Origin of the sequence: Streptomyces sp. B21-105 (assembly GCF_036898465.1) — a bacterium.
GTDB lineage: Bacteria > Actinomycetota > Actinomycetes > Streptomycetales > Streptomycetaceae > Streptomyces.
On sequence record NZ_JARUMJ010000001.1, the window covers coordinates 6914901 to 6937118 of the forward strand.

Sequence of the window (22218 nt, forward strand, 5' to 3'; positions counted from 1 at the left end):
GTGGTGCTGGACGTCGCAGGAATCGGGTTCGGTGCCGCGAATCTTGCCCTGGCCGCCGCACTGCACGAAACCGGTCGATCGGCGGGGGCGCTTTTCCTGGAAAAGCAGCAGAATTTCGGTTGGCATAGAGGCATGCTCATGGAAGGCGCCTCGATGCAGGTGTCCTTTCTCAAGGACATCGCCACGATGCGGAACCCGGTGAGTGACTTCGGCTTCCTCTCCTACTTGCAGGAGAAGGGCCGGCTGGTGGATTTCATCAATCACGCCGTGCTGACACCCTCGCGGTCCGAGTTCCACGACTATCTCAACTGGGCCGCCGACCGGGTGCGCCACATGGTCGAGTACAGGACCGAGGTCACGGATGTCCGGCCGGTGACGGCGGACGGTGCGGTCGTCGCGCTGGACGTACTGGCAGGTGACCGGGTGGCCGCACGGGCCAGGAACCTGGTCATCGCACAGGGCCTGCGTCCGCGCCTGCCTGAGGGTGTCGAGACCGGAGAGCGCGTCTGGCACAGTTCTCAACTGCTGCACCGACTGCCCGAGTTCGACGAACGGGCTCCGAAGCGGGTCGTGGTGGTCGGTGCGGGGCAGAGCGCTGCCGAGATCGCCTCTCACCTGATGGACCGTTACCCGGCGGCCGAGGTGTGTGCGGTGTTCACCCGCTACGGCTACAGCATCGCCGACGCCAGCCCCTTCGCCAACCGGGTCTTCGACCCGGCCGCGGTGGACGACTTCTACAACGCTCCGTCGGCGGTGAAGCAGTCGTTGCTGCGCTACCACGGCACCACCAACTACGCGGCGGTCGACGGGCAGGTACTCGATGGCCTGTACCGCCGGCAGTACGAACAGAGGGTGACGGGCGAGCCGCGACTGCGGGTCATGCACACTTCCCGGATCGACTCCGTCGACCCGCGTGCGGACAGTGTGGCGGTGCGCGTGCGATTCCTGCCCACGGACGAGGTCACCGATCTCGAAGCCGATCTGCTCATCTACGCCACGGGGTACACCTCGCCCGACCCCGCGGAGCTGCTCGGCGGTATCGCGGGTTCGCTGTGCCGCGATGAGACGGGGGAGCTGCTGATCGGCCGTGACTACCGGCTCCGCACCACCGCTGATTTCCGTTGCGGCATCTACGTGCAGGGCGCTACCGAGGCGACGCACGGTATCGCCTCGACCCTTCTTTCGATGACCGCGGTCCGCGCGGGCGAGATCGCGGAGTCGCTGGCGGGCGACCGGCGGGCGCGGGAGCGGGCTGCAGAGAACTGGAACTGACATGTTCGAGCGTCCGCAGTACTCCGACAACCGCAGCGGTCCGGTTCTGGCCTTGCTGAAGGCCAACCCGTTGGCTCTGGTGGTGACGTCGGGGGAGACGGCCCCGTTGGGCACGCACGCGCCGGTGCTGTTCCGTCACGGGCCCGACGGCGCCGACGAGGAGACCGTCGCGGAAGACGGGACTTCCTTGGTCGGTGCGACGCTGGTCGGTCACATAGACATACGCAACCCGCAGTGGACCGCGATGCGAGAGGGCGACCGGGCGCTGGTGGTGTGCCAGGGCCCGCACGGCTATGTGTCACCGACGGTGTACGGGGTCACCCCGGCGGCGCCCACATGGGACTTCACCGCGGTGCACATCGTGGGTTCCCTGCGCCCCGTCGTCGACCCCGCAGAGGTGCTGGAGATCGTGCGGGACACCGCACGACGGCTGGAAGCCGACTTCGGGCAGGGGTGGGACCAGGAGTCCTCCGTGGACTACTTCCGCAGGATCGCGCCCGGTGTGGGTGCCTTCGAGCTACAGGTGGAGTCGGTACAGACGATGTTCAAGCTCAGCCAGGAGAAGCCGGCGCCGATGCGGCGGAGGATCGTCGAGGACTTCGAGGGCAGCGAGTCGGGGACCCACCAAAACCTCGCCGCACTGATGCGGTCCCGGGGCATCGTCGGCCCGGGCGAAGAGCCCGAGGCGCTCATATGACCGGCAGCGCGGGGAGGCGGCCGGGTCTGCACTCGGCGCTGAGCAGGCTGAAGGAGCGCACGGCGAAGGCGGGCGCGGCGTCCACAGGCATCACGCCCGTGTCGCGGGACCGGCCGCTGGAGTTGTCGTTCGCACAACAACGGCTGTGGTTCCTCGACCGACTCATGCCGGGCAGCGCGTTCTACAACTTCGGATCCGCCGTACGCGTGCGCGGCCCCTTGCGCACCGAGGTGCTCGGCCGGGCGCTGAGCCGGATCGTGGCGCGGCACGACACGCTGCGCACCGTCTTCTCCGACGACGGCGGTGTGCCGTCCGCCGTCGTACTGCCCGCCGTGCCGGTGCCGGTGCCCGTGGTCGACGTCGCCGACGAGGTCGACGCGGAGCGACTGGCGGGTGAGGAAGCCGCACGTCCCTTCGACCTGCGCCATGGCCCGTTGCTGCGCACCCGTCTGCTGCGGCTGGCCGAGGACGATCACGTACTGCTGCTGACGGTGCATCACATCGCGACCGATGGCTGGTCGCACGGCGTGCTGTGGGCCGAGCTGATCGCCGCGTACACCGCGCTGGCCGACGGCCGGGAACCACAGCTGCCCGAACTGAGCGTGCAGTACGCCGACTTCGCCGCGTGGCAGCGCCGCATGCTGCCACCTGCCGAGCTGGTTCGGCGCCTGGCGTTCTGGCGGGAGAGCCTCGCCGGCCTCACCCCCCTCGAGCTGCCGTTGGACCGGCCGCGCCCCGCGGTGGCGTCGGCCGAGGGCGGGGTCGTCATGTGGCGGCTGCCCGCGGACGTGGTCGCGGCCGCCCGAGCCGTGGGGGAGCAGCAGGGCGCGACCCTGCACATGACCCTGCTGGCAGCCTTCAGCATCGTGCTCGCGCGGCACGCCCGCACCGAGGACGTCGCGGTGGCACAACCCGTCGCCGGCCGGCCGCTGTCCGAGGTCGAGGGCCTGATCGGGTTCTTCGTCAACACCGTCGTGACGCGCACCGACCTGTCCGGCGACCCGACATTCCGCGAACTGGTCGACCGCGTGCGTACCGCGTCCGTGGACGCGATGGCGCATCAGGACGTGCCGTTCGAGTACCTGGTGGAGAAGCTGGTCCCCGAGCGTGATCTGTCGCGCAATCCGCTGGCCCAGGTCGTGTTCCAGGTCGTGCCGAGGGCGACGTCGGGCCTTGCGCCCTTCCCCGGCACTACCACCGAGCCGTTCCAGGGCGACCGCGCCTTCACACGGATGGACCTGGAGGTCTACCTCGGCGAGGACGCCGACGGCGGGGTGGGCGGCCTGGCCAACTACAGTCGGGCACTTTTCGACGCCGAGACGGTCGAAGGGCTGGCCCGGCATCTGACGTCGGTCCTGCGCGCGGCGTCCGAAGCCCCGGACGCGCCGCTGTCCCGGCTGCCGATGACGGACGCCGACGAGCGGGCCGCGCTGCTCGCGGCCGCGCACGGCGCGACCGTGCCGCTGCCCGAGGCCGCACTGCCGGAGCTGTTCGCCGCGCAGGCCGGGCGGACGCCGGACGCCGTGGCGGTGGCCGACGGAGCCGACCTGTGGACGTACGCCGCACTCGACCGGGCCGCCAACCGGCTCGCGCACGTCCTCAAGGACCGCGGCGTCAAAGCGGAACACGTCGTCGCGCTGGCGGCGCGGCGGTCCGCGCGCCTGGTGGTCGCCGTCCTCGCCGTACTCAAGGCGGGCGGCGCGTACCTGCCGCTGGACGACCGCAACCCGGCGGGGCGCACCCGAGCCGTCCTCACCGCCACCGGCGCGACATTGCTGCTGACCGACCGCGACGAGGCGGTCCCCGGCGCCGAGGACCTGCCCGTGGTGGACCTTCGGGTCGACCCGCCCGACGTCCCGGACACCGCGCCCGGCACGGTCGCGCACCCCGACGGCCTGGCGTACGTGATGTCCACCTCGGGTTCCACCGGTACGCCCAAGGGCGTCGTCGTGACGCACCGCGCCGTGGCCGCCCTGGCCCTGGACCGGCGCTGGGCCGACGGAGCGCACGAGCGCGTCCTGCTGCACTCGCCGCACGCCTTCGACGCCTCGACCTACGAACTGTGGTCGCCCCTGCTGTCGGGCCGCCGCGTGGTCGTCGCCCCGCCCGGAGCGATCGGGCCGAGGGCGATCGCGCGCGCCACCGCCGAACACGGCGTCACCGCGCTCTGGCTGACCTCGGGCCTGTTCGACCTGGTCGCCGAGGAGGACGTGGCCTGCCTCGCGGGCCTCCGCACGGTCATAGCCGGCGGCGACGCCGTGCAGCCCGCGACCGTGGCCCGCGTGCGCGCCGCCCACCCCGGCCTCACGGTGCTCAACGGTTACGGCCCCACCGAGACCACGACGTTCGCCACCGTGCACGCCATCGCGCCGGGGGAGCCCTCGCCGGCCGGCCGCGTGCCCATCGGCACCCCGCTCGACAACACCCGCGCCCACGTCCTCGACGACCACCTGCGGCCGGTGCCCTTCGGCGTGCCCGGTGAGCTGTACGTCGCCGGCGTGGGCCTCGCGCGCGGTTACGTGGGTGACCCCGCGGCCACCGCGGAACGCTTCCTGCCCGACCCGTTCGGGCCGCCCGGCACACGCATGTACCGCACGGGCGACGTGGTGCGCCGCCGCCCCGGCGGCGTGCTGGAGTTCCTCGGCCGCGCCGACGGTCAGGTGAAGCTGCGGGGCTTCCGCGTGGAGCCGGGCGAGGTCGAGGCCGCACTCGCCGGGCACCCCGCCGTCGCGCGTGTCGCCGTCGTCGTACGGGAGGACGGTGCGGCGGGCAAGCGGCTCGTCGCCTACGCCGTCCCGCGCGCCGGAGCCGAGCTCGACGTCGCCGAGCTGCGCACGCACGCCTCGGCCGCCCTGCCGGACTACCTGGTGCCGTCGGCGTACGTCCTGCTCGACACGCTGCCGCTCGCCGCGACCGGCAAGGTCGACCGCGCCGCGCTGCCCGCCCCCGAGGAGGAGACGGGCGCGGGTGACGTCGCGCCGCGCACCGAGACCGAGCGGGCGCTGTGCGACATCTTCGCCGAGGTGCTGGGCGTCGCGGAGGTCGGTGTCGAGGACGACTTCTTCGTACGCGGCGGGCACTCGCTGCTCGCGACGCGCGTCATCGCCCGCATCGCGGGCGCGCTCGGGGCCGAGGTGTCCCTGCGGAACCTGTTCGAGCGGCGCACGCCCCGCACGCTGGCCTCCGTCGTGGCAGCGGCGGCGGCCGGCACCGCGCCGCCGCTGGTACCGGTGGAGCGCGGTGGCCCGCTGCCGCTGTCGTTCGGGCAGCAGCGTCTGTGGTTCCTCGACCAACTCACCCCGGGCAGCGCGTCCTACACCTCCGGCGGGGCCGTGCGGGTGCGCGGCGTCATCGACCCGGAGCGGCTGGCGGCGGCCCTGACGGCCGTCGTCGCCCGGCACGAAGCGCTGCGGACGGCCTTCGCCATCGAGGACGGCGTCCCCGTCGCGGTCATCGCTCCTCCCACCGCCGTCCCGCTGCCCCTGATCGAGGTGGAGGGTGTCGACGCCGCGCGCGCGGCGGCCTCCGACGAGCTCTCCACCGGCTTCGACCTGGCCCGAGGCCCGCTGCTGCGCGCCACCCTGCTGCGCCTCGGCCCGGTCGACCACGTGCTCGTCGTCGCCGTGCACCACGTGGCGACCGACGGCTGGTCCCAGGCGCTGCTGTGGGCGGAGGTGGCCGCCGCGTACTCCGGTACCGCGTCGGCGGACCTGCCCGTGCAGTACGCCGACTTCGCCGTGTGGCAGCGGTCCTGGCTCTCCGGAGACGTCCTGGAGCGGCGCGCCGAGCACTGGACGGAGCGGCTGGCCGACCTCGCTCCGCTGGAGCTGCCGCTCGACAGGGCGCGCCCCGCCGTCGCCTCCGGCCGGGCGGGCGCCCTTCCGTGGGCCGTCCCCGCCGAACTGGTCCGCGCCGCCCGCGCCGTCGCCGCTCAGGAGGGCGCAACGCTGTACATGGTCCTCCTGGCCGCGTTCGACGTCGTGCTGTCCCGCTACGCGCAGACCGACGACGTGGCCGTGGGCTCGCCCACGGCGGGCCGCACGCACGCCGAGGTCGAGGCGCTGATCGGCTTCTTCGTCAACGTCGTCGTGGTACGCACGGACACCTCGGGCGACCCGACGTTCCGGGAACTCCTGGGCCGCGTACGGGAGGTGGCCGTCAGCGCCGTCGAGCACCAGGACGTGCCGTTCGAGCACCTGGTGGAGCGGCTGCGCCCGGAGCGCGACCTCTCGCGCAACCCCTTGGTGCAGGTGGCGTTCCAGCTGCTCACCGGTGCACCGGGGTGGCCGTCGTGGTCGGACGCCGAGGTCGAGCACTTCGACCTCGACCACGCGTACACCCGGATGGACCTCGAAGTGCACGCCGTCGAGGTCGGCGACGACGTCACCGCGACCGTGCTCTACGCGGCCGACCTGTTCGACGCCGACACCGTCCGCCAGCTCATGCACCACGTCACCGTGGTCCTCGGCCAGGTGCTCGCCGACCCCGACCGGCCGATCTCCGCCGCGACGATGCTCGACGACGCAGACCGGCACCGCGTGCTCGTCGAGTGGAACGACACCGCCGCACCGCTGCCGGACGGTTCCGTGCCACGGCTCTACGCCGAGCAGGTCGCCCGTACGCCCGACGCCGTGGCCCTGGTGTGTGGCGACCAGCGGGTGACGTACGCGGAACTCGACCGGCGCGCCAACCGGTTCGCGCACGTCCTGCTCGCGCACGGCGTCGCGCCGGACGAACCGGTCGGCGTGGCCACCGGCCGCTCGGTCGACATGGTCGCGGCCGTGCTCGGCGTGCTCAAGGCGGGCGGCGCCTACGTGCCGCTCGACCCGCGCAACCCCGCGGGCCGCACCGAGCGGATCGTGACCACGTCCGGCCTGCGCGTCGTCATCGCCGACCGGCCCGTGCCCGGCGCCGCCGGCGTGACGGTCCTCGACGCGGCCCACCCGGGTGACGCCCCCGACACGGACCCCGGCATCGACCCGGGCCGCGACTCGACGGCGTACGTGATCTACACGTCCGGATCGAGCGGCGAGCCCAAGGGCGTCGCGGTGACGCACGGCAACATCGTGGTGCTTGCCGCCGACCGCCGGTGGCGCAACGGCAACCACGAGCGGGTGCTGTTGCACTACCCGCTGGCCACCGACATCTCCACCTACGAGCTGTGGCCGTTCCTGCTGGCGGGCAAGCAGATCGTCATCGCCGCCGACGAGCACGTCGAGCCGCAGACCTTCGACCGGCTGATCCGCGAGCACGGCGTCACCGCGATGTGCCTGCCCGCGCCGCTCTTCAGCCTGCTCGTCGAGGAGTGCCTGCCCTGCTTCGAGGGCCTGCGCGAGGTGCTGACCGGCGGCGAGGCCGTGTCGGGCGAGACCGTCGCCCGCGTCATGGCCGCCCACCCGAAGCTGACTGTGGTCGACGCCTACGGCCCGACCGAGGCGACCGCGTTCGCCACGCTGTTCCCGATGGAACCCGGCTTCACCCTGGCGGGCTCCCGGGTCCCGATCGGCGCGCCGATCGACAACACCCGTGTGTACGTCGTCGACGGCGACCTGCGGCCGGTACCGCTGGGCGTCGCGGGTGAGCTGGTCGTCGCCGGGCCGCGCGTGGCGCGCGGCTACGTGGGGATGCCCGAGCTGACCGCCGAGAAGTTCGTGCCCGACCCGTGGGGCCCGGCCGGCGCGCGGATGTACCGCACCGGCGACGTCGTGCGCTGGCTGCCCGGCGGCGCCCTCGAGTTCCTGGGCCGCGGCGACGCGCAGGTGAAGATCCGCGGCTTCCGGGTGGAGCCGGGCGAGATCGAGGCCGTGCTGCTGCGCCACCCCGCCGTGTCGCAGGTGACCGTCGCCGTCCGCGAGGACGTCCCCGGCGACAAGCGGCTGGTGGCGTATGTGGTGCTCGAGCCCGGCAGCGGCCGGGGCGTGCTGCCCGAGCTCCGCGCCCACGCGGTCGGCGGCGTGCCGGACTACATGGTGCCGTCGGCGTTCGTGGTGCTCGACGAGTTCCCGCTCTCCACCACCGGAAAGATCGACCGCAGGGCGCTGCCCGCGCCGGACGCGCGTTCCGTCGCCGAGGCCGCGTACGCACCGCCCACCACCGAGACCGAGCGGGCACTCTGCGACATCTTCGCCGAGGTCCTCGAGGTGCAGCCGATCGGCGCCGACGACGACTTCTTCGCCCTCGGCGGCCACTCGCTCCTGGCCACCCGGGCGATCGCGAAGATCCGTGCCAGCTTCGGGCCCGACACCGCGCTCAAGTCGCTGTTCGAGCTGCGCACACCCCGCAGGCTGGCCGAGGCGGTGGGCGACCTCGCCGCCGAGGCGGACCTGATCCGCCCCGTCCCTCGCGACGGAGCGCTGCCGCTCTCCTTCTCCCAGCAGCGGCTGTGGTTCCTCGACCGGCTCACCCCGGACAGCGGCTTCTGGAACGTGGCGATGGGCGTACGCGCCCGTGGACCCTTCGACGTCGACGCCTTCCGCTCCGCGCTGTCGGTCGTCGTCGCCCGGCACGAGGCGCTGCGCACGGTGTTCCCCGACGACGGGGGAGGCACACCGGTCGCCGTCGTCCAGGACGGCCGGGAGATCTCCGTCGCCGTCACCGAGGTGGCGGACGAGGCCGAGGCGCTGGCGCTGGCCGCGGCGGACGCCGCCCTGCCGTTCGACCTGGCGCGAGGCCCGCTGCTCCGCGCCCGCGTGCTGCGGCTCGCGCCGCAGGACCACGCCGTCCTGATCACCGCGCACCACGCCGTCACCGACGGCTGGTCGCACGCGGTCTTCTGGGGCGAGCTGGCCGAGGCGTACACCGCCGTGCTCGAGGGGCGCGAGCCCGTCCTGCCCGAACTGGCCGTGCAGTACGCAGACTTCGCCGTCTGGCAGCGCGCGCACCTCGACGGTCCCGTGCTCGACCGGCATGTGCAGTACTGGCGCGACCGGCTCGCCGGGGTACGGCCGCTGGAACTGCCGCTGGACCACCCGCGTCCCGCCCTGGCCACCTCGGCGGGCGCCTCCCAGTCGTGGGAGCTGCCCGAGGACCTGGTCCGCGCCGCGCGGGCGCTCGGCGACGACGAGGGCGCCACGCTCTACATGACGCTGCTCGCCGCGTTCTCCGTCGTCCTCGCGCGCTTCGCCGGCACCGAGGACGTCGCCGTCGGCACGCCCGTCGCGGGCCGCACCCGCGCCGAGGTGGAGCGGCTGATCGGCTTCTTCGTCAACATGCTGGTGCTGCGGACCGATCTGTCCGGCGACCCGACGTTCCGGGAACTGCTCGGCCGGGTGCGCGAGTCGGCGGTCGGCGCCATGGAGCACCAGGACCTGCCGTTCGAGAACCTCGTGGAGGCGCTGGCACCCGAGCGCGACCTCTCCCGCAACCCGCTGGTGCAGGTGGTCTTCCAGCTCATGCGGGCGCCCGGCGACAAGGGCGACCGCCTCGGCGAGGCGCGGCTCGAACCACTGCTCGACGAGCACGCGTTCACCCGTGTCGACCTGGAGGTGCACCTGGCCGAGGACGGCGACCGCGTAAGCGGCACGGTCCTGCACGCCACGGCGCTCTTCGAGGCCGAGACCGTACGCAGGCTGCTGCACCACCTGACCGTCGTCCTGCGCGCCGCGCTCGCCGACCCGGACGCACCGCTGTCCACGGTCTCCCTCCTGGACGACTCCGACCGCCACCAGCTCCTGGAGGCCTGGAACGACACGGCGGTGCCGTACCGGGACGCGTCGCTCGCCGAGCTCTTCGACGAACAGGTCGCCCGCACGCCGGACGCCCGCGCCGTGGAGTACGGCGACGACACGCTCACCTACGCCGAACTGGGCCGCGCCGCCGAGCGGGTCGCCCGGCGGCTGCGCGCCCGAGGGGTGCGGCCGGACGACCTCGTCGGGCTCTGTCTGGGCCGGAGCACCGCGATGATCGTGGGGCTCGTCGGCATCCTGAAGGCGGGCGCGGCGTACGTGCCGATCGACCCGACCCACCCGGCCGAGCGGGTCCGGCTCATCGTGGACGACGCAGGGGTGGCCGTGGCCGTCACCGAGCGGGCCCACGCGGGCGTGTTCGCCCATGACACCGCGCTCGTCCTGCTGGACGCGCTCTCCGGCATCGACACCGACACCGACACCGACACCGAGCCGGACGCCCCGGTCGACGCCGGGCCGGACACCGGCCCCGGTCCCGACTCGCCGGCGTACGTCGTCTACACCTCGGGCTCCACCGGCACCCCGAAGGGCATCGCCATGCCCGCGCGGTGCGTGGTGAACATGCTGGCCTGGCAGAAGAAGGCCGTCCCCGGCGGTCCCGGCACGCGCACCGCGCAGTTCACCGCCCTCACCTTCGACGTCTCGGTGCAGGAGGTCCTCTCCGCGCTGCTCTACGGCGAGACGCTGGTCATCCCCGCCGACGAGGTGCGCCGCGACCCGGCACGCTTCGCCCGCTGGCTGGACGAGCGGGCCGTCGAGCAGGTCTTCGTACCGAACCTGATGATCCGCGCGCTCGCCGAGGAGGCCAACGCGGGCCGCGCCCGGCTGACCTCCCTGCGGCACATGTCGCAGGCCGGCGAGCCGCTGACGCTGGACGCCGCGCTGCGGGAGTTCTGTGCCGCCCGGCCGGAGCTGCGCATCCACAACCACTACGGCTCGACCGAGATCCAGGTCGTGACCGCCTTCACCCTGCCGGCCGCCGTCGCCGACTGGCCCGACACCGCTCACCTCGGGTGGCCGGTCGACAATTCCCGCGCGTACGTGCTCGACCGCGAGCTGCGGCCCGTGCCCGTGGGCGTGGCGGGCGAGCTGTGCTTCGCGGGGCCCGGCCTCGCGCTCGGCTACCTCGGCAAGCCGGAACTGACCGCGGCGAAGTTCGTGCCGAACCCCTTCGGGCCGCCCGGCTCCCGCCTCTACCGCACCGGCGACCTCGGCCGTTGGCGGCCGGACGGCAGTCTGGAGTTCCTGGGCCGACTCGACCACCAGGTCAAGGTCCGTGGCTTCCGGGTGGAGCTGGGCGAGGTCGAGGCCGTGCTGCTGCGCCATCCCGACGTGGCGCGCGCCGTGGTCGTCGCCCGTGAGGACGCCCCGGGCGTCAAGCGGCTCGTCGGCTACGTCGTGCCCGCCCCCGGAGCCGACCGCGACCTGCCCGCGCGGCTGCGCGCGCACCTCGCCGAGGCCGTACCGGACTACATGGTGCCGTCGGCGTTCGTCGCGCTTGACGCGTTCCCGCTGACCACCACCGGCAAGGTCGACCGCGGTGCGCTGCCCGCGCCCGATCTGCGCACCGTCCTCGACGTGGACTTCGCCGCGGCGGGCAGCCGCGAGGAGGAGGCCCTCTGCGGCATCTTCCGCGAGGTCCTGGAGGCCGAACGGGTCGGTGTCGACGACGACTTCTTCGCCCTGGGCGGGCACTCGCTGGTCGCGGCCCGCACGGTCGCCCGCATCCGCGAGGTGCTGGGCGTCGAGGTGTCCCTGCGTGAACTGTTCCACCACCGCACGCCGCGCGCGCTCGCCGAGGTCGCGGCCACCGCGCCGCGCTCGGCCGTGCCGCCGCTGGTGCCGGTGGACAGGGACCGGCCGCTGCCGCTCTCGCTGACCCAGCGCCAGCTGTGGAGCCTGCACGAGGCGGACCCGGACGACGCGATGTGGACCATCCCGTTGGCCGTACGGATCCGCGGCGACCTGAACGTGGAGCTGCTCGGCCGGGCGGTGACCGAGGTCGTCCGCAGGCACGAGGTGCTGCGTACCGTGTTCGTGCCGGGCGACGAGCCCACGACGGTCGTGCTGCCCGCCGCCGAGGTCGAACTCGTCGCCGTGGACGTGCCGGACGAGGAGGCCGCGCGCGCCGCCGCGGGCGAGGAGGCCGCCCGGCCCTTCGACCTGGCCCGGGGCCCGGTGCTCCGGCCGGCGCTGCTGCGGATCGCCGCCGACGACCACGTCCTGCTGCTGACGGTGCATCACATCGCCACGGACGGCTGGTCTCAGGGCGTGCTCTGGTCGGAGCTGTCCCGGACGTACGAGGCGCTTCGTGCGGGTCGCGTGCCGGATCTGCCTGAACTTCCCGTACAGTACGGCGACTTCGCCGTCTGGCAGCGTTCCTGGCTGACCGGCGCCGTACTCGACGAGCAGCTCGACCACTGGCGCGACCGGCTGCGCGGGCTCCGGCCCCTGGCGCTGCCCGGCGCCCGGACCGGGCCGGTTCGTGACGACGTCGGCGTGCTGACCGAGTGGCGGCTTCCCGCCGAACTGGTCGACGCGGCCCGGCGGGTCGGCGCCGCGCACGGGGTCACGCTCTACATGACCCTGCTCGCCGCCTTCACCGCGACGCTCGCCCGGCACACGGGCTCCGACGACCTCGCCGTGGGCTCGCCCGTGGCGGGCCGCACCCGGTCCGAGGTGGAGGGTCTGATCGGCTTCTTCGCCAACTTCGTACCCCTGCGCGTCGGCTTCGAGGGCGCCCCGACCTTCGCCGAACTGCTGGGCCGCGTCCACGCGACCTCGGTCGACGCCTACGCCCACCAGGCGCTGCCGTGGGAGCGGGTCGCCGAGGGCCTTGGCCTCGCCCCGGACCAGCCGCTGGTGGACGTGGTGTTCCAGCTCGTCAACGTCGAGCTGGGCGAGCTGCGCCTGCCCGGAGTGCGCGTCGAGCCGTTCGCCGGCGAGCGCGTGTACGCCCGCTGGAACCTCGAAGTGCACCTCGTCGAGGACCCCGAAGGCGGCCTCACCGGGCACGTGGTGCACCGCGCAGCCGTACTCGACCAGGCCACCGTCGACGGCCTGCTCACGGACACGGCCGCGCTGCTGGCCGCCGCGCTCGCCGATCCCGCCCTGCCCGTCTCCACTCTCCCGATCTCGGACCCGCTGGAGGGGACCACCCATGCCTGAACCGCTGGACGCCTCCCCGGCCGGTCGGTTGCCCGCACTCGCGCACCGCCTCGGCGGTCTGCCCGAGCCCGAGCGGCGCAGACTGGTGCTGGACCTCGTACTCGCCCAGGTCGCCGAGGTGCTCGAACTCGGCACCGCCGAGGACGTGCAGCCCGACCGCGCCATCCGCGAGCTGGGACTGCGCTCGCTGACCGCCGTACAACTGCTGCTGCGGCTCCACCGGATCACCGGCGTCAAGCTGCCGACGACGGCCATCTACGACTACCCGACCGCGCAGGCCCTGGCGGACGTGCTGGTCGACGCCGCGGGCGGGAAGCGCATCGCCCCGGCCGAGGACGAGGAGCCCGTGCGGCGCGCGGACGACGACGATCCGGTCGCGGTGGTCGGCATGGCCTGCCGCTACCCGGGCGGTGTGACCACGCCCGACGAACTGTGGCGGGTCGTCGCCGAGGAGCGCGACGCGATCTCGTCCTTCCCCGACGACCGGGGCTGGGACCTCGCCGCGCTCGCCGATCCGTCGGGACCGACGGCCAGCCTCACCCGGCACGGCGGATTCCTCCAGGACGTGGCCCTGTTCGACGCGGGGTTCTTCGGCATCAGCCCGCGTGAGGCGCAGCTGATGGACCCGCAGCAGCGACTGCTGCTCGAAACCTCGTGGGAGGCGCTGGAGCGCGCGGGCGTCGCGCCCGGCTCATGGCGCGGCGGCAAGGTCGGCGTGTTCGTCGGCGCCAACGCCCAGTCGTACTCCTCGCTGCTCGCGGGCGTACCCGAGGGCGGCGACGGCCACGCGCTGACCGGCCGGCTCGGCAGCGTGCTGTCCGGCCGCATCGCCTATGTGCTGGGCCTGGAGGGGCCGGCGGTCACGGTCGACACGGCGTGTTCGTCCTCGCTGGTGGCCATCCACATGGCGATACGGTCGCTGCGCTCGGGTGAGTCCACGATGGCACTCGCGGGCGGCGTGACCGTGATGCACACCCCCGAACTGTTCGTCGACTTCACCAAGCAGGGCGGCCTCTCCGCCGACGGCCGCAGCCGCTCCTACGCCGAGGCCGCCGAGGGCCTGGGCTGGTCCGAGGGCGTCGGAGTGCTGCTCCTCGAACGCCTCTCCGACGCGCGCCGCAACGGACACGAGGTCCTGGCGCTGCTGACCGGTAGCGCGACCAACCAGGACGGCGCGTCCAACGGCCTGACCGCCCCGAGCGGCGCGGCCCAGCAGCGTGTGGTGCGGCAGGCGCTCGCCGACGCGGGGCTGCGCGCCGCCGACGTGGACGCGGTCGAGGGCCACGGCACCGGCACCAAGCTGGGCGACCCGATCGAGGCGCAGGCGCTGCTCGCCTCGTACGGGCAGGACCGTGACCGGCCGCTGTGGCTGGGCTCGTTGAAGTCCAACCTCGGCCACACGCAGGCCGCGGCGGGCGTCGGCGGCGTCATGAAGATGGTCCTCGCGCTGCGTCACGGCGTACTGCCGAAGACCCTGCACGTGGACGCGCCGTCGCCGCACGTGGACTGGGTGTCGGGCGCGGTGGAGCTGCTGACCGAGGCCCGGGACTGGCCGCGCGCCGACCGGCCGCGCCGCGCGGGTGTGTCCTCGTTCGGCGTGAGCGGAACCAACGTCCATGTGATCGTGCAGGAAGCCCCCGAGGCCGAGGCCGAGGCAGTGGCAGGGGCAGGGGCCGGCGGCGAGGCCGGCGCCCTGACCGCGCCGGTGCCCTGGACGCTGTCCGCGCGCACCGACGACGCGCTGCGCGCCCAGGCCGCCCGCCTGCGCGCGTTCGTCGCGGCCGACCCCGAGCTGAAGCCCGCCGAGGTGGGCCTGTCGCTGGTGACCCGCCGCACGGCCTTCGACCACCGCGCGGCCGTCGTGGGCCGGGACCGCGCCGAACTCCTCGCCGGTCTCGACGTGCTGGCCTCCGGCGGCGCCGACCCGGCCGTCGTGCGCGGCACCGCCGGGGCAGACGGCCGTGTGGTGTTCGTCTTCGCCGGACAGGGCGGCCAGTGGCTCGGCATGGGTGTGGAACTCCTCGACAGCTCGCCGGTGTTCGCCGAGCGGATGGCCGCCTGCGAACGCGCCCTCGCCCCGTACCTCGACTGGTCGGTCGTCGACGTGCTGCGCGGTGCCGAGGGCGCGCCGCCGCTGCGCCGCGTGGACGTGGTGCAGCCGGTGCTGTTCGCCCTGATGGTGTCGCTGGCCGCGGTATGGCGCGAGCACGGCGTGGTGCCGTCGGCCGTGGTCGGGCACTCGCAGGGCGAGATCGCCGCCGCGTGCGTCGCGGGTGCCCTCACCCTGGAAGACGCGGCGAAGACCGTCGCTCTGCGCGCCAAGGCCGTGGTCGACCTGCCCGGCCGCTGCGGCATGGGCTTCGTGGCCGCGCCCGCCGCCGACGTCGAGAAGATGGTGGAGCGCTGGCCCGGCCGGCTCGGCGTGGCCGCGGTCAACAGCCCTCGGTCGCTGGTGGTCGCGGGCGAGCGCGACGCGCTGGAGGAACTGCTCGACCTCTGCGACGACGAGAACCTGCGCGCGGGCCGCGTCGCCGCCGACTACGCGTCGCACTCCCCGCAGGTCGAGGCCGTCCGCGAGCGGCTCCTCGGCGAGCTGAAGGGCATCAGGCCCCGCGACAGCGAGATCCCGCTCTTCTCCACGGTGACCGCCGACTGGGCTGACGGCGGTGAGCTGGACGCCCGCTACTGGTACAGCAACCTGCGTCGGCCGGTGCGCTTCGCCGACGCCGTACGAGGACTCCTGGCCGAGGGCTACCGAGGGTTCGTCGAGGTGAGCCCGCACCCCGTACTGACCGTCGCCATACAGCAGACCGCTGAAGCCGAGGGCGTGGAGCCGCTCGTCGCCGCGACCCTGCGCCGGGACGAGAGCGACCGGCAGAGGTTCACCCTGTCCCTGGCCGAGGTGGCCGCCGCGGGCGTGCCGGTCGACTGGCGGCCGCTGTTCGACGCGGTCGGCGCCCGACCGGTCGAGCTGCCCACGTACGCCTTCCAGCGGGAGCGCTACTGGCTCGCCCCCGGGACGGCGGGCGCGGGCGACCTCGCCGCCGTCGGCCTGGTCGCGGGCGGGCACCCGCTGGCCGGCGCCGAGGTCGAACTGCCCGACGACGGCGGCCTCGTCCTGTCCGGCTGCGTCACCCCCGACGCGTACCCGTGGCTGGCTGACCACGCCGTCCTGGGCACGGTCGTCGTGCCGGGCACGGCCGTCCTCGAGGTCGTCGCCCACGCGGGCGCCCGGGTGGGCTGCGGCCGGATCGAGGAACTCACCCTGGCCGCGCCGATCGGCGTGCCGGCCGACGGGCTCGCCCTTCGCGTGACCGTACGCGGTGCCGACGAGCACGGTCGGCGCGCCGTCGCCGTCCACACGCTCGCCGACGGCGACTGGACCCCGCACGCGTCGGGCGTGCTGGCCCCGGCCGAGCCGCTCGCGGCCGTCGAGGGGCAGTGGCCGCCCGCCGACGCGCGACCCGTGTCCCTGGACGGGATCTACGACCGGTTCGCCGGACGCGGCTTCGGCTACGGCCCCGCCTTCCGCGGGCTGAGGTCGCTGTGGCGCCGCGCCGCCGAGAGCGCCGAGAGCGCCGAGGTCTTCGCCGAGGTCGAGCTGCCCGAGGCCGTCGACGCGGCGGGGTTCGCGGTGCACCCGGCGCTGCTCGACGCAGCCACCCAGGCCGTGCTGGCTGCGGAGCCCGACGACTCCCCGGTGCTGCTGCCGTTCTCGTGGAGCGGCGTGACGGTGCGCCCGAGCGCCGCCCGCGTGCTGCGGGTGCGCGCCGCACGCGCCGGCGGGGATGAGGTGCGGCTCACCGCGACCGACACCGACGGCACGCCCGTGGTGGAGCTGTCCGCGCTGCGGCTGCGGCCCGCGTCGGCCGACCAGCTGCGCGCCGCGACGTCCGCGGGCACGCGGGACGCGCAGTTCCGCGTGGACTGGGTGGCCGCCGAGCCCGCCACCGCCGCGCGCAGCGCCGTGGTCGGTGCGGACGCGGCGGGCCTCGACGCCCCCCTGCACGCCACGCTCGCCGACATCAGCTCCCTACCGGATCTGGTACTCGCTCCGGTGACGACCGGCGCCGACATGGTCGGTGAGACGCACCGGGTGACCGCCGAGGTGCTCGGTCTGCTGCGGGAGTGGCTCGCCGACGAGCGGTTCGCAGCCGCCCGGCTCGCCGTGGTGACGCGCGGCGCCGTCGTGGTCCGGCCCTTCGAGGCCCCCGATCCGGCCGCCGCCGCGGTGTGGGGCCTCGTACGCTCCGCGCAGACCGAGCACCCCGACCGCTTCCTGCTCGTCGACACCGACGGCACGGCCGACTCCCTGCGCGCCGTGGCGACCGTGGGCGACGAGCCGCAGTCCGCACTCCGAGAAGGGGAACTGTCCGTCGCACGGCTGGTCCGCGCGGCCGACGGCACGCTGCGGCCGCCCGCGGGGGCCGACGCCTGGCGGGTCGACGTGGTGCGGCCCGGCTCCCTCGACGGCATCGAGGCCGTCGCCGCACCCGACGCCGCCGCTCCTCTCGCACCCGGTCAGATCCGCGTCGCCGTACGGGCGGCGGGTCTGAACTTCCGCGATGTGCTGTGCGCGCTGGACATGTACCCAGACGACGTCGACGCCATCGGCTCCGAGGCCGCGGGCACCGTGCTCGAAGTCGGCGCCGAGGTGACCGACCTGGCCGTGGGCGACCGCGTACTCGGCATGGTGCCGGGCGGGTTCGGACCGCTGGCCGTGGTGGACCGCCGGCTCGTCGTGCCGGTCCCCGAGGGCTGGACGTGGGTGGAGGCCGCGGCGTTGCCGTCGGCGTTCGCCACCGCCCGGTACGCGTTGGTCGACCTCGCCGGCGTACGGCCGGGCGACCGCGTCCTCGTACACGCCGCCGCCGGCGGCGTCGGTCTGGCCGCGGTCCGGCTCGCCCGCCTGCTCGGTGCGGAGGTGTTCGCCACGGCGAGCCCGGCCAAGCACGGGGTGCTGCGCGCGGAAGGCCTGGCCGAGGACCACATCGCGTCGTCCCGGACCACGGAGTTCGCCGAGCGGTTCCCGGCCGTGGACGTGGTGCTCAACTCGCTGGCGGGCGAGCTCACCGACGCCTCCCTCGAACTGCTCGCCGACGGCGGCCGGTTCGTCGAGCTCGGCAAGACCGACCGCCGTGATCCCGAGACCCTGCCCAACGTCACGTACCGAGCCTTCGATCTGCTGGAAGCGGGCCCCGAGCGCATCCAGGGCCTGCTGACCGAGGTCGTCGCCCACGTCGCCGCCGGCGAGGTGCGCGGTCTGCCCACCCGCACCTGGCCCCTGTCCGACGCCCGCGCCGCGCTGCGGTTCATGGCGCATGCCCGGCACACCGGCAAGATCGTGTTCACCGTCGCTCCCTACGCCGACGGCACGGTGCTGCTCACCGGCGCGGGCGTACTGGGCGGCATGCTGGCCCGGCACCTGGTCACCGAGCACGGCGCCCGGCACCTGGTCCTCGCCAGCCGCCGGGGCGGCGACGCGCCGCGAGCCGCCGAACTGGTCGCGGAACTGGCCGAGTCGGGTGCCACCGCGCGGTTCGCGCGGTGCGACGTCACGGATCGCGCCGACGTCGACGCGCTCCTGGCGAGCCTGCCTGCCGAGCACCCGCTGACCGCCGTCGTGCACACCGCCGGCGCCCTCGACGACGGCGTGCTGACCGAGCTGACCGCCGATCGGCTGCCTGCCGTACTGCGCCCGAAGGCCGACGCCGTCGCACATCTGCACGAGGCGACCCGCGACCGCGGCCTGTCCGCGTTCGTGCTGTTCTCCTCCGCGGCCGCCACCCTCGGCACGCCGGCCCAGGCCAACTACGCCGCCGCGAACGCCTTCCTCGACGCACTCGCCGAGCGACGCCGCGCCGATGGACTGCCTGCGACCTCACTCGCGTGGGGACTGTGGGCGGACGCCACCGGACTGACCGGGCACCTCGACGCCGCTGACGTGGCACGGGCCGGCCGGGGTGGCATCGTCGCGATGGCCTCGGCCGAGGGCCTGGCCCTCTTCGACGCGGCCACCCGCACCGGGGACGCCGTGACCGTCGCCGCGCGACTCGACCTCGCCGCACTGCGCGCGGGAGCGGCGCCCCGGCTGCTGCGCGGCCTGACCGGAGCCTACGCCGGGCCGGCCGAGACCTCGCGCCCCGTCGACGCCGCCGCCGCCCTCGTCGCGCGGATCGCCGCGCTGCCCGAGACCGAGCGGGCTCACGCGCTGCTCGACGTCGTCCGTGGCCACGCCGCCGACGTACTCGGCTACACCGGGCCCGCCGCCGTGGACTTCACCCGCGGATTCAAGGAGCTGGGCTTCGACTCGCTGACCGCCGTCGAGCTGCGCAACCGGCTCGGCGCGGCCACCGGGCTGCGCCTGGCGACCACGCTGGTCTTCGACCACCCGACGTCGGCCGCGCTCGCCGACCACCTGCTCGCGTCGCTGATGCCGGGCGAGGCCGAAGGCGCCGCCGCCGACCGGCTCATCGCCGAACTGGCCCGGCTGGAGGGAGCGCTCGCCGCGCTGCCCGCCGACGGCGCCGACCGGACCCGCGTCGCGGAGCACTTGCGCCGACTGGCCTCCCGCTGGGACGCCGCCGAGTCCGCAGAAGGAACCGACGTGGCCGCGTTGGACGCCGCCACCGCGGACGAGCTGTTCGACCTGATCGACCGGGGGATCGCATGACCGAGCAGTCCGACCGACCTGACGGTGCGCCCAAGGCCGACGAGGCGAAGCTGCTCAGCTACCTCAAGCAGGTCACCGGTGACCTGCAGACCACCCGGCGCAGGCTGCGGGAGGTCGAGAGCCGCGACAGCGAGCCGATCGCCATCGTCGGCATGGCGTGCCGCTACCCCGGCGGCGTCGCGTCCCCCGAGGACCTGTGGGAGCTGATCGCGAACGAGACCGACGCGGTCTCGGCGTTCCCGACCGAACGCGGCTGGGACATGGACTCGGTCTACGACCCGGACCCGGACCGGCCGGGCACCTCGTACGCCCGTGAAGGCGGCTTCCTCACCGACGCCGCCGGGTTCGACGCGGGCTTCTTCCGGGTCGGCCCCCGCGAGGCGCTGGCGATGGACCCGCAGCAGCGGCTGGTCCTGGAGACCGCGTGGGAGGCGCTGGAGCGGGCCGGGATCGCCCCCGACAGCCTGCGCGGAAGCGAGACCGGCGTGTACGTCGGATTCAGCAGCGAGGACTACTCCGACATCGCCGGAGCGGCCGGCAGCCGACTGGAGGGCTACGTCGTCACCGGCACCTCGCCCAGCGTGCTGTCCGGCCGGGTGGCCTACACCCTGGGCCTCGAGGGCCCGGCCGTGTCGATCGACACGGCGTGCTCGTCGTCGCTGGTGGCGCTGCACCTCGCGGTGAGGTCGCTGCGGTCGGGCGAGTCCACGATGGCGCTCGCGGGCGGCGCGACCGTGCTGTCGACCCCGGCCGTGTTCACCGAGTACAGCCGCCAGCGCGCGCTGGCCGCCGACGGCCGGTGCAAGGCGTTCGCCGCGGCCGCCGACGGGTTCGGCTTCGGCGAGGGCGTCGGCATGTTGGTACTGGAGCGGCTGTCGGATGCGCGTCGTCATGGTCGTCGTGTGTTGGCTGTGGTGCGTGGTTCGGCGGTGAATCAGGATGGTGCTTCCAATGGTCTGACGGCGCCGAACGGGCCTTCGCAGCAGCGTGTGGTGCGTCGGGCGTTGGCGGATGCGGGTCTTGCGTCGTCGGATGTGGATGTGGTGGAGGCGCATGGGACGGGGACGCGGTTGGGTGATCCGATCGAGGCGCAGGCGTTGCTCGCGACGTATGGGCAGGGTCGTGAGCGGCCGTTGTGGTTGGGGTCGGTGAAGTCGAACATCGGGCATGCGCAGGCTGCTGCGGGTGTGGCGGGTGTGATCAAGATGGTGCAGGCGATGCGGCATGGTGTGTTGCCGCGGACGTTGCATGTGGATGAGCCGTCGCGGGAGGTGGACTGGTCTGCTGGTGCGGTGGAGTTGTTGACGCGGGCGCGGGCGTGGCCTGAGACGGGTGCTCCGCGTCGGGCGGGTGTGTCGTCGTTCGGTGTGAGTGGCACGAACGCGCATGTGGTGTTGGAGGAGGGGCCGGCGTTCGAGGGTGTGCCGGTGGGGCCGGTGGGGGCGGTGGGTCCGGTGGGGGCGGTGGTGCGGGAGTTGCCGGTTGTTGCGTGGGTGGTGTCGGCTGGTTCGGCGGTGGGGCTGCGTGCGCAGGCGGGGCGGTTGGTGGGGCATGGGTCGGTGGTGGGGGCGGATCCGTGTGATGTGGGGTTGGCGTTGGGGACGTCGCGTTCGGTGTTGGGGCATCGTGCGGTGGTTGTGGGTGGGGGGCGGGCTGAGTTGTCGGCTGGTCTTTCGGCGTTGGCGCGGGGTGTTGAGGTTGCGGGTGTGGTGCGGGGGGTGGCGGCGGGTGATGGCCGGGTGGTTTTCGTTTTTCCGGGTCAGGGTTCGCAGTGGGTGGGGATGGGGGTGGAGCTGCTGGAGACGTCTTCGGTGTTCGCGGCGCGGATGGCGGAGTGTGGGGAGGCGTTGTCTGCGTTTGTGGAGTGGTCGTTGCTCGATGTGCTGCGGGGGGTTGAGGGTGCTCCGGGGCTGGATCGGGTTGATGTGGTGCAGCCGGTGTTGTGGGCGGTGATGGTGTCGTTGGCCGAGGTGTGGCGTGCGCATGGTGTGGTGCCGTCGGCTGTGGTGGGGCATTCGCAGGGTGAGATCGCCGCTGCGTGTGTGGCGGGTGTGCTGTCGTTGTCGGACGGTGCGCGGGTGGTGGCTTTGCGTTCCAGGGTGATCGGTGAGGGGTTGGCGGGTCGGGGTGGGATGTTGTCGGTGGCGTTGTCGGCTGAGGCGGTGGCGGGGCGGATCGGGCCGTGGGCGGGGCGTGTCTGGGTCGCCGCGCTCAATGGGCCTGCTGCGACGGTGGTGTCGGGTGATGGGGAGGCGTTGGACGAGCTGGGTGCGGCGTGTGCTGCCGACGGTGTGCGGGTGCGGCGGGTTCCGGTGGATTACGCGTCGCATTCGCCTGCGGTCGATGTGCTGCGTGAGCGTCTGGTGACCGGTCTTGCGGGGGTGGTTGCGGGGGCGGGAACGGTTCCGTTGTTCTCGACGGTGACGGGGGGCTGGATCGGGGGTACGGCGTTGGACGCGGGGTACTGGTTTCGGAATCTGCGGGAGCCGGTGCGTTATGCGGATGCGGTGGGGGGTCTGCTCGCTCAGGGTTATCGGGGTTTCGTGGAGTGCAGTCCGCATCCGGTGCTGGCCGTGGGTACGCAGGAGGCGGTGGAGGCGGCTGGTGTGACGGCTGTCGTGGTGGGTTCGTTGCGGCGTGACAGTGGTGGGCTGGCGACGTTGGTGCGTCATCTGGCGGAGGCGCACGTCGGTGGTGTGCGGGTCGACTGGGCCGCGTTCTTC

3 protein-coding genes and 2 pseudogenes are annotated in these 22218 nt (G+C 73.8%); all 5 read left to right on the plus strand.

Going from position 1 to position 22218, the window contains the following annotated elements; translation table 11 throughout:
- The gene (locus QA802_RS31375) at nt 1-1272 is read left to right on the plus strand and encodes a lysine N(6)-hydroxylase/L-ornithine N(5)-oxygenase family protein (protein WP_334529682.1); all 1272 of its coding nucleotides are present in this window, start codon (nt 1-3) and stop codon (nt 1270-1272) included.
- Nucleotide 1273: 1 nt separating this feature from the next.
- Nucleotides 1274-1969: an FMN-binding negative transcriptional regulator gene (locus QA802_RS31380; RefSeq protein WP_334529685.1), complete on the plus strand. Its 696-nt coding sequence runs from the start codon at nt 1274-1276 to the stop codon at nt 1967-1969.
- Nucleotides 1966-12822 carry a non-ribosomal peptide synthetase gene (locus QA802_RS31385; protein WP_334529688.1) on the plus strand — a complete coding sequence of 3619 codons (10857 nt, stop codon included), beginning with the start codon at nt 1966-1968 and terminating at the stop codon, nt 12820-12822. Before QA802_RS31380 ends, QA802_RS31385 begins: the two co-directional genes overlap by 4 nt.
- Before the next feature lie 91 nt (nt 12823-12913).
- Nucleotides 12914-19495 (plus strand): annotated as a pseudogene (locus tag QA802_RS31390) (SDR family NAD(P)-dependent oxidoreductase); the annotation flags it as partial.
- A gap of 50 nt (nt 19496-19545) precedes the next feature.
- Nucleotides 19546-22137 (plus strand): annotated as a pseudogene (locus tag QA802_RS31395) (type I polyketide synthase); the annotation flags it as partial.
- Nucleotides 22138-22218: the final 81 nt, after the last annotated feature.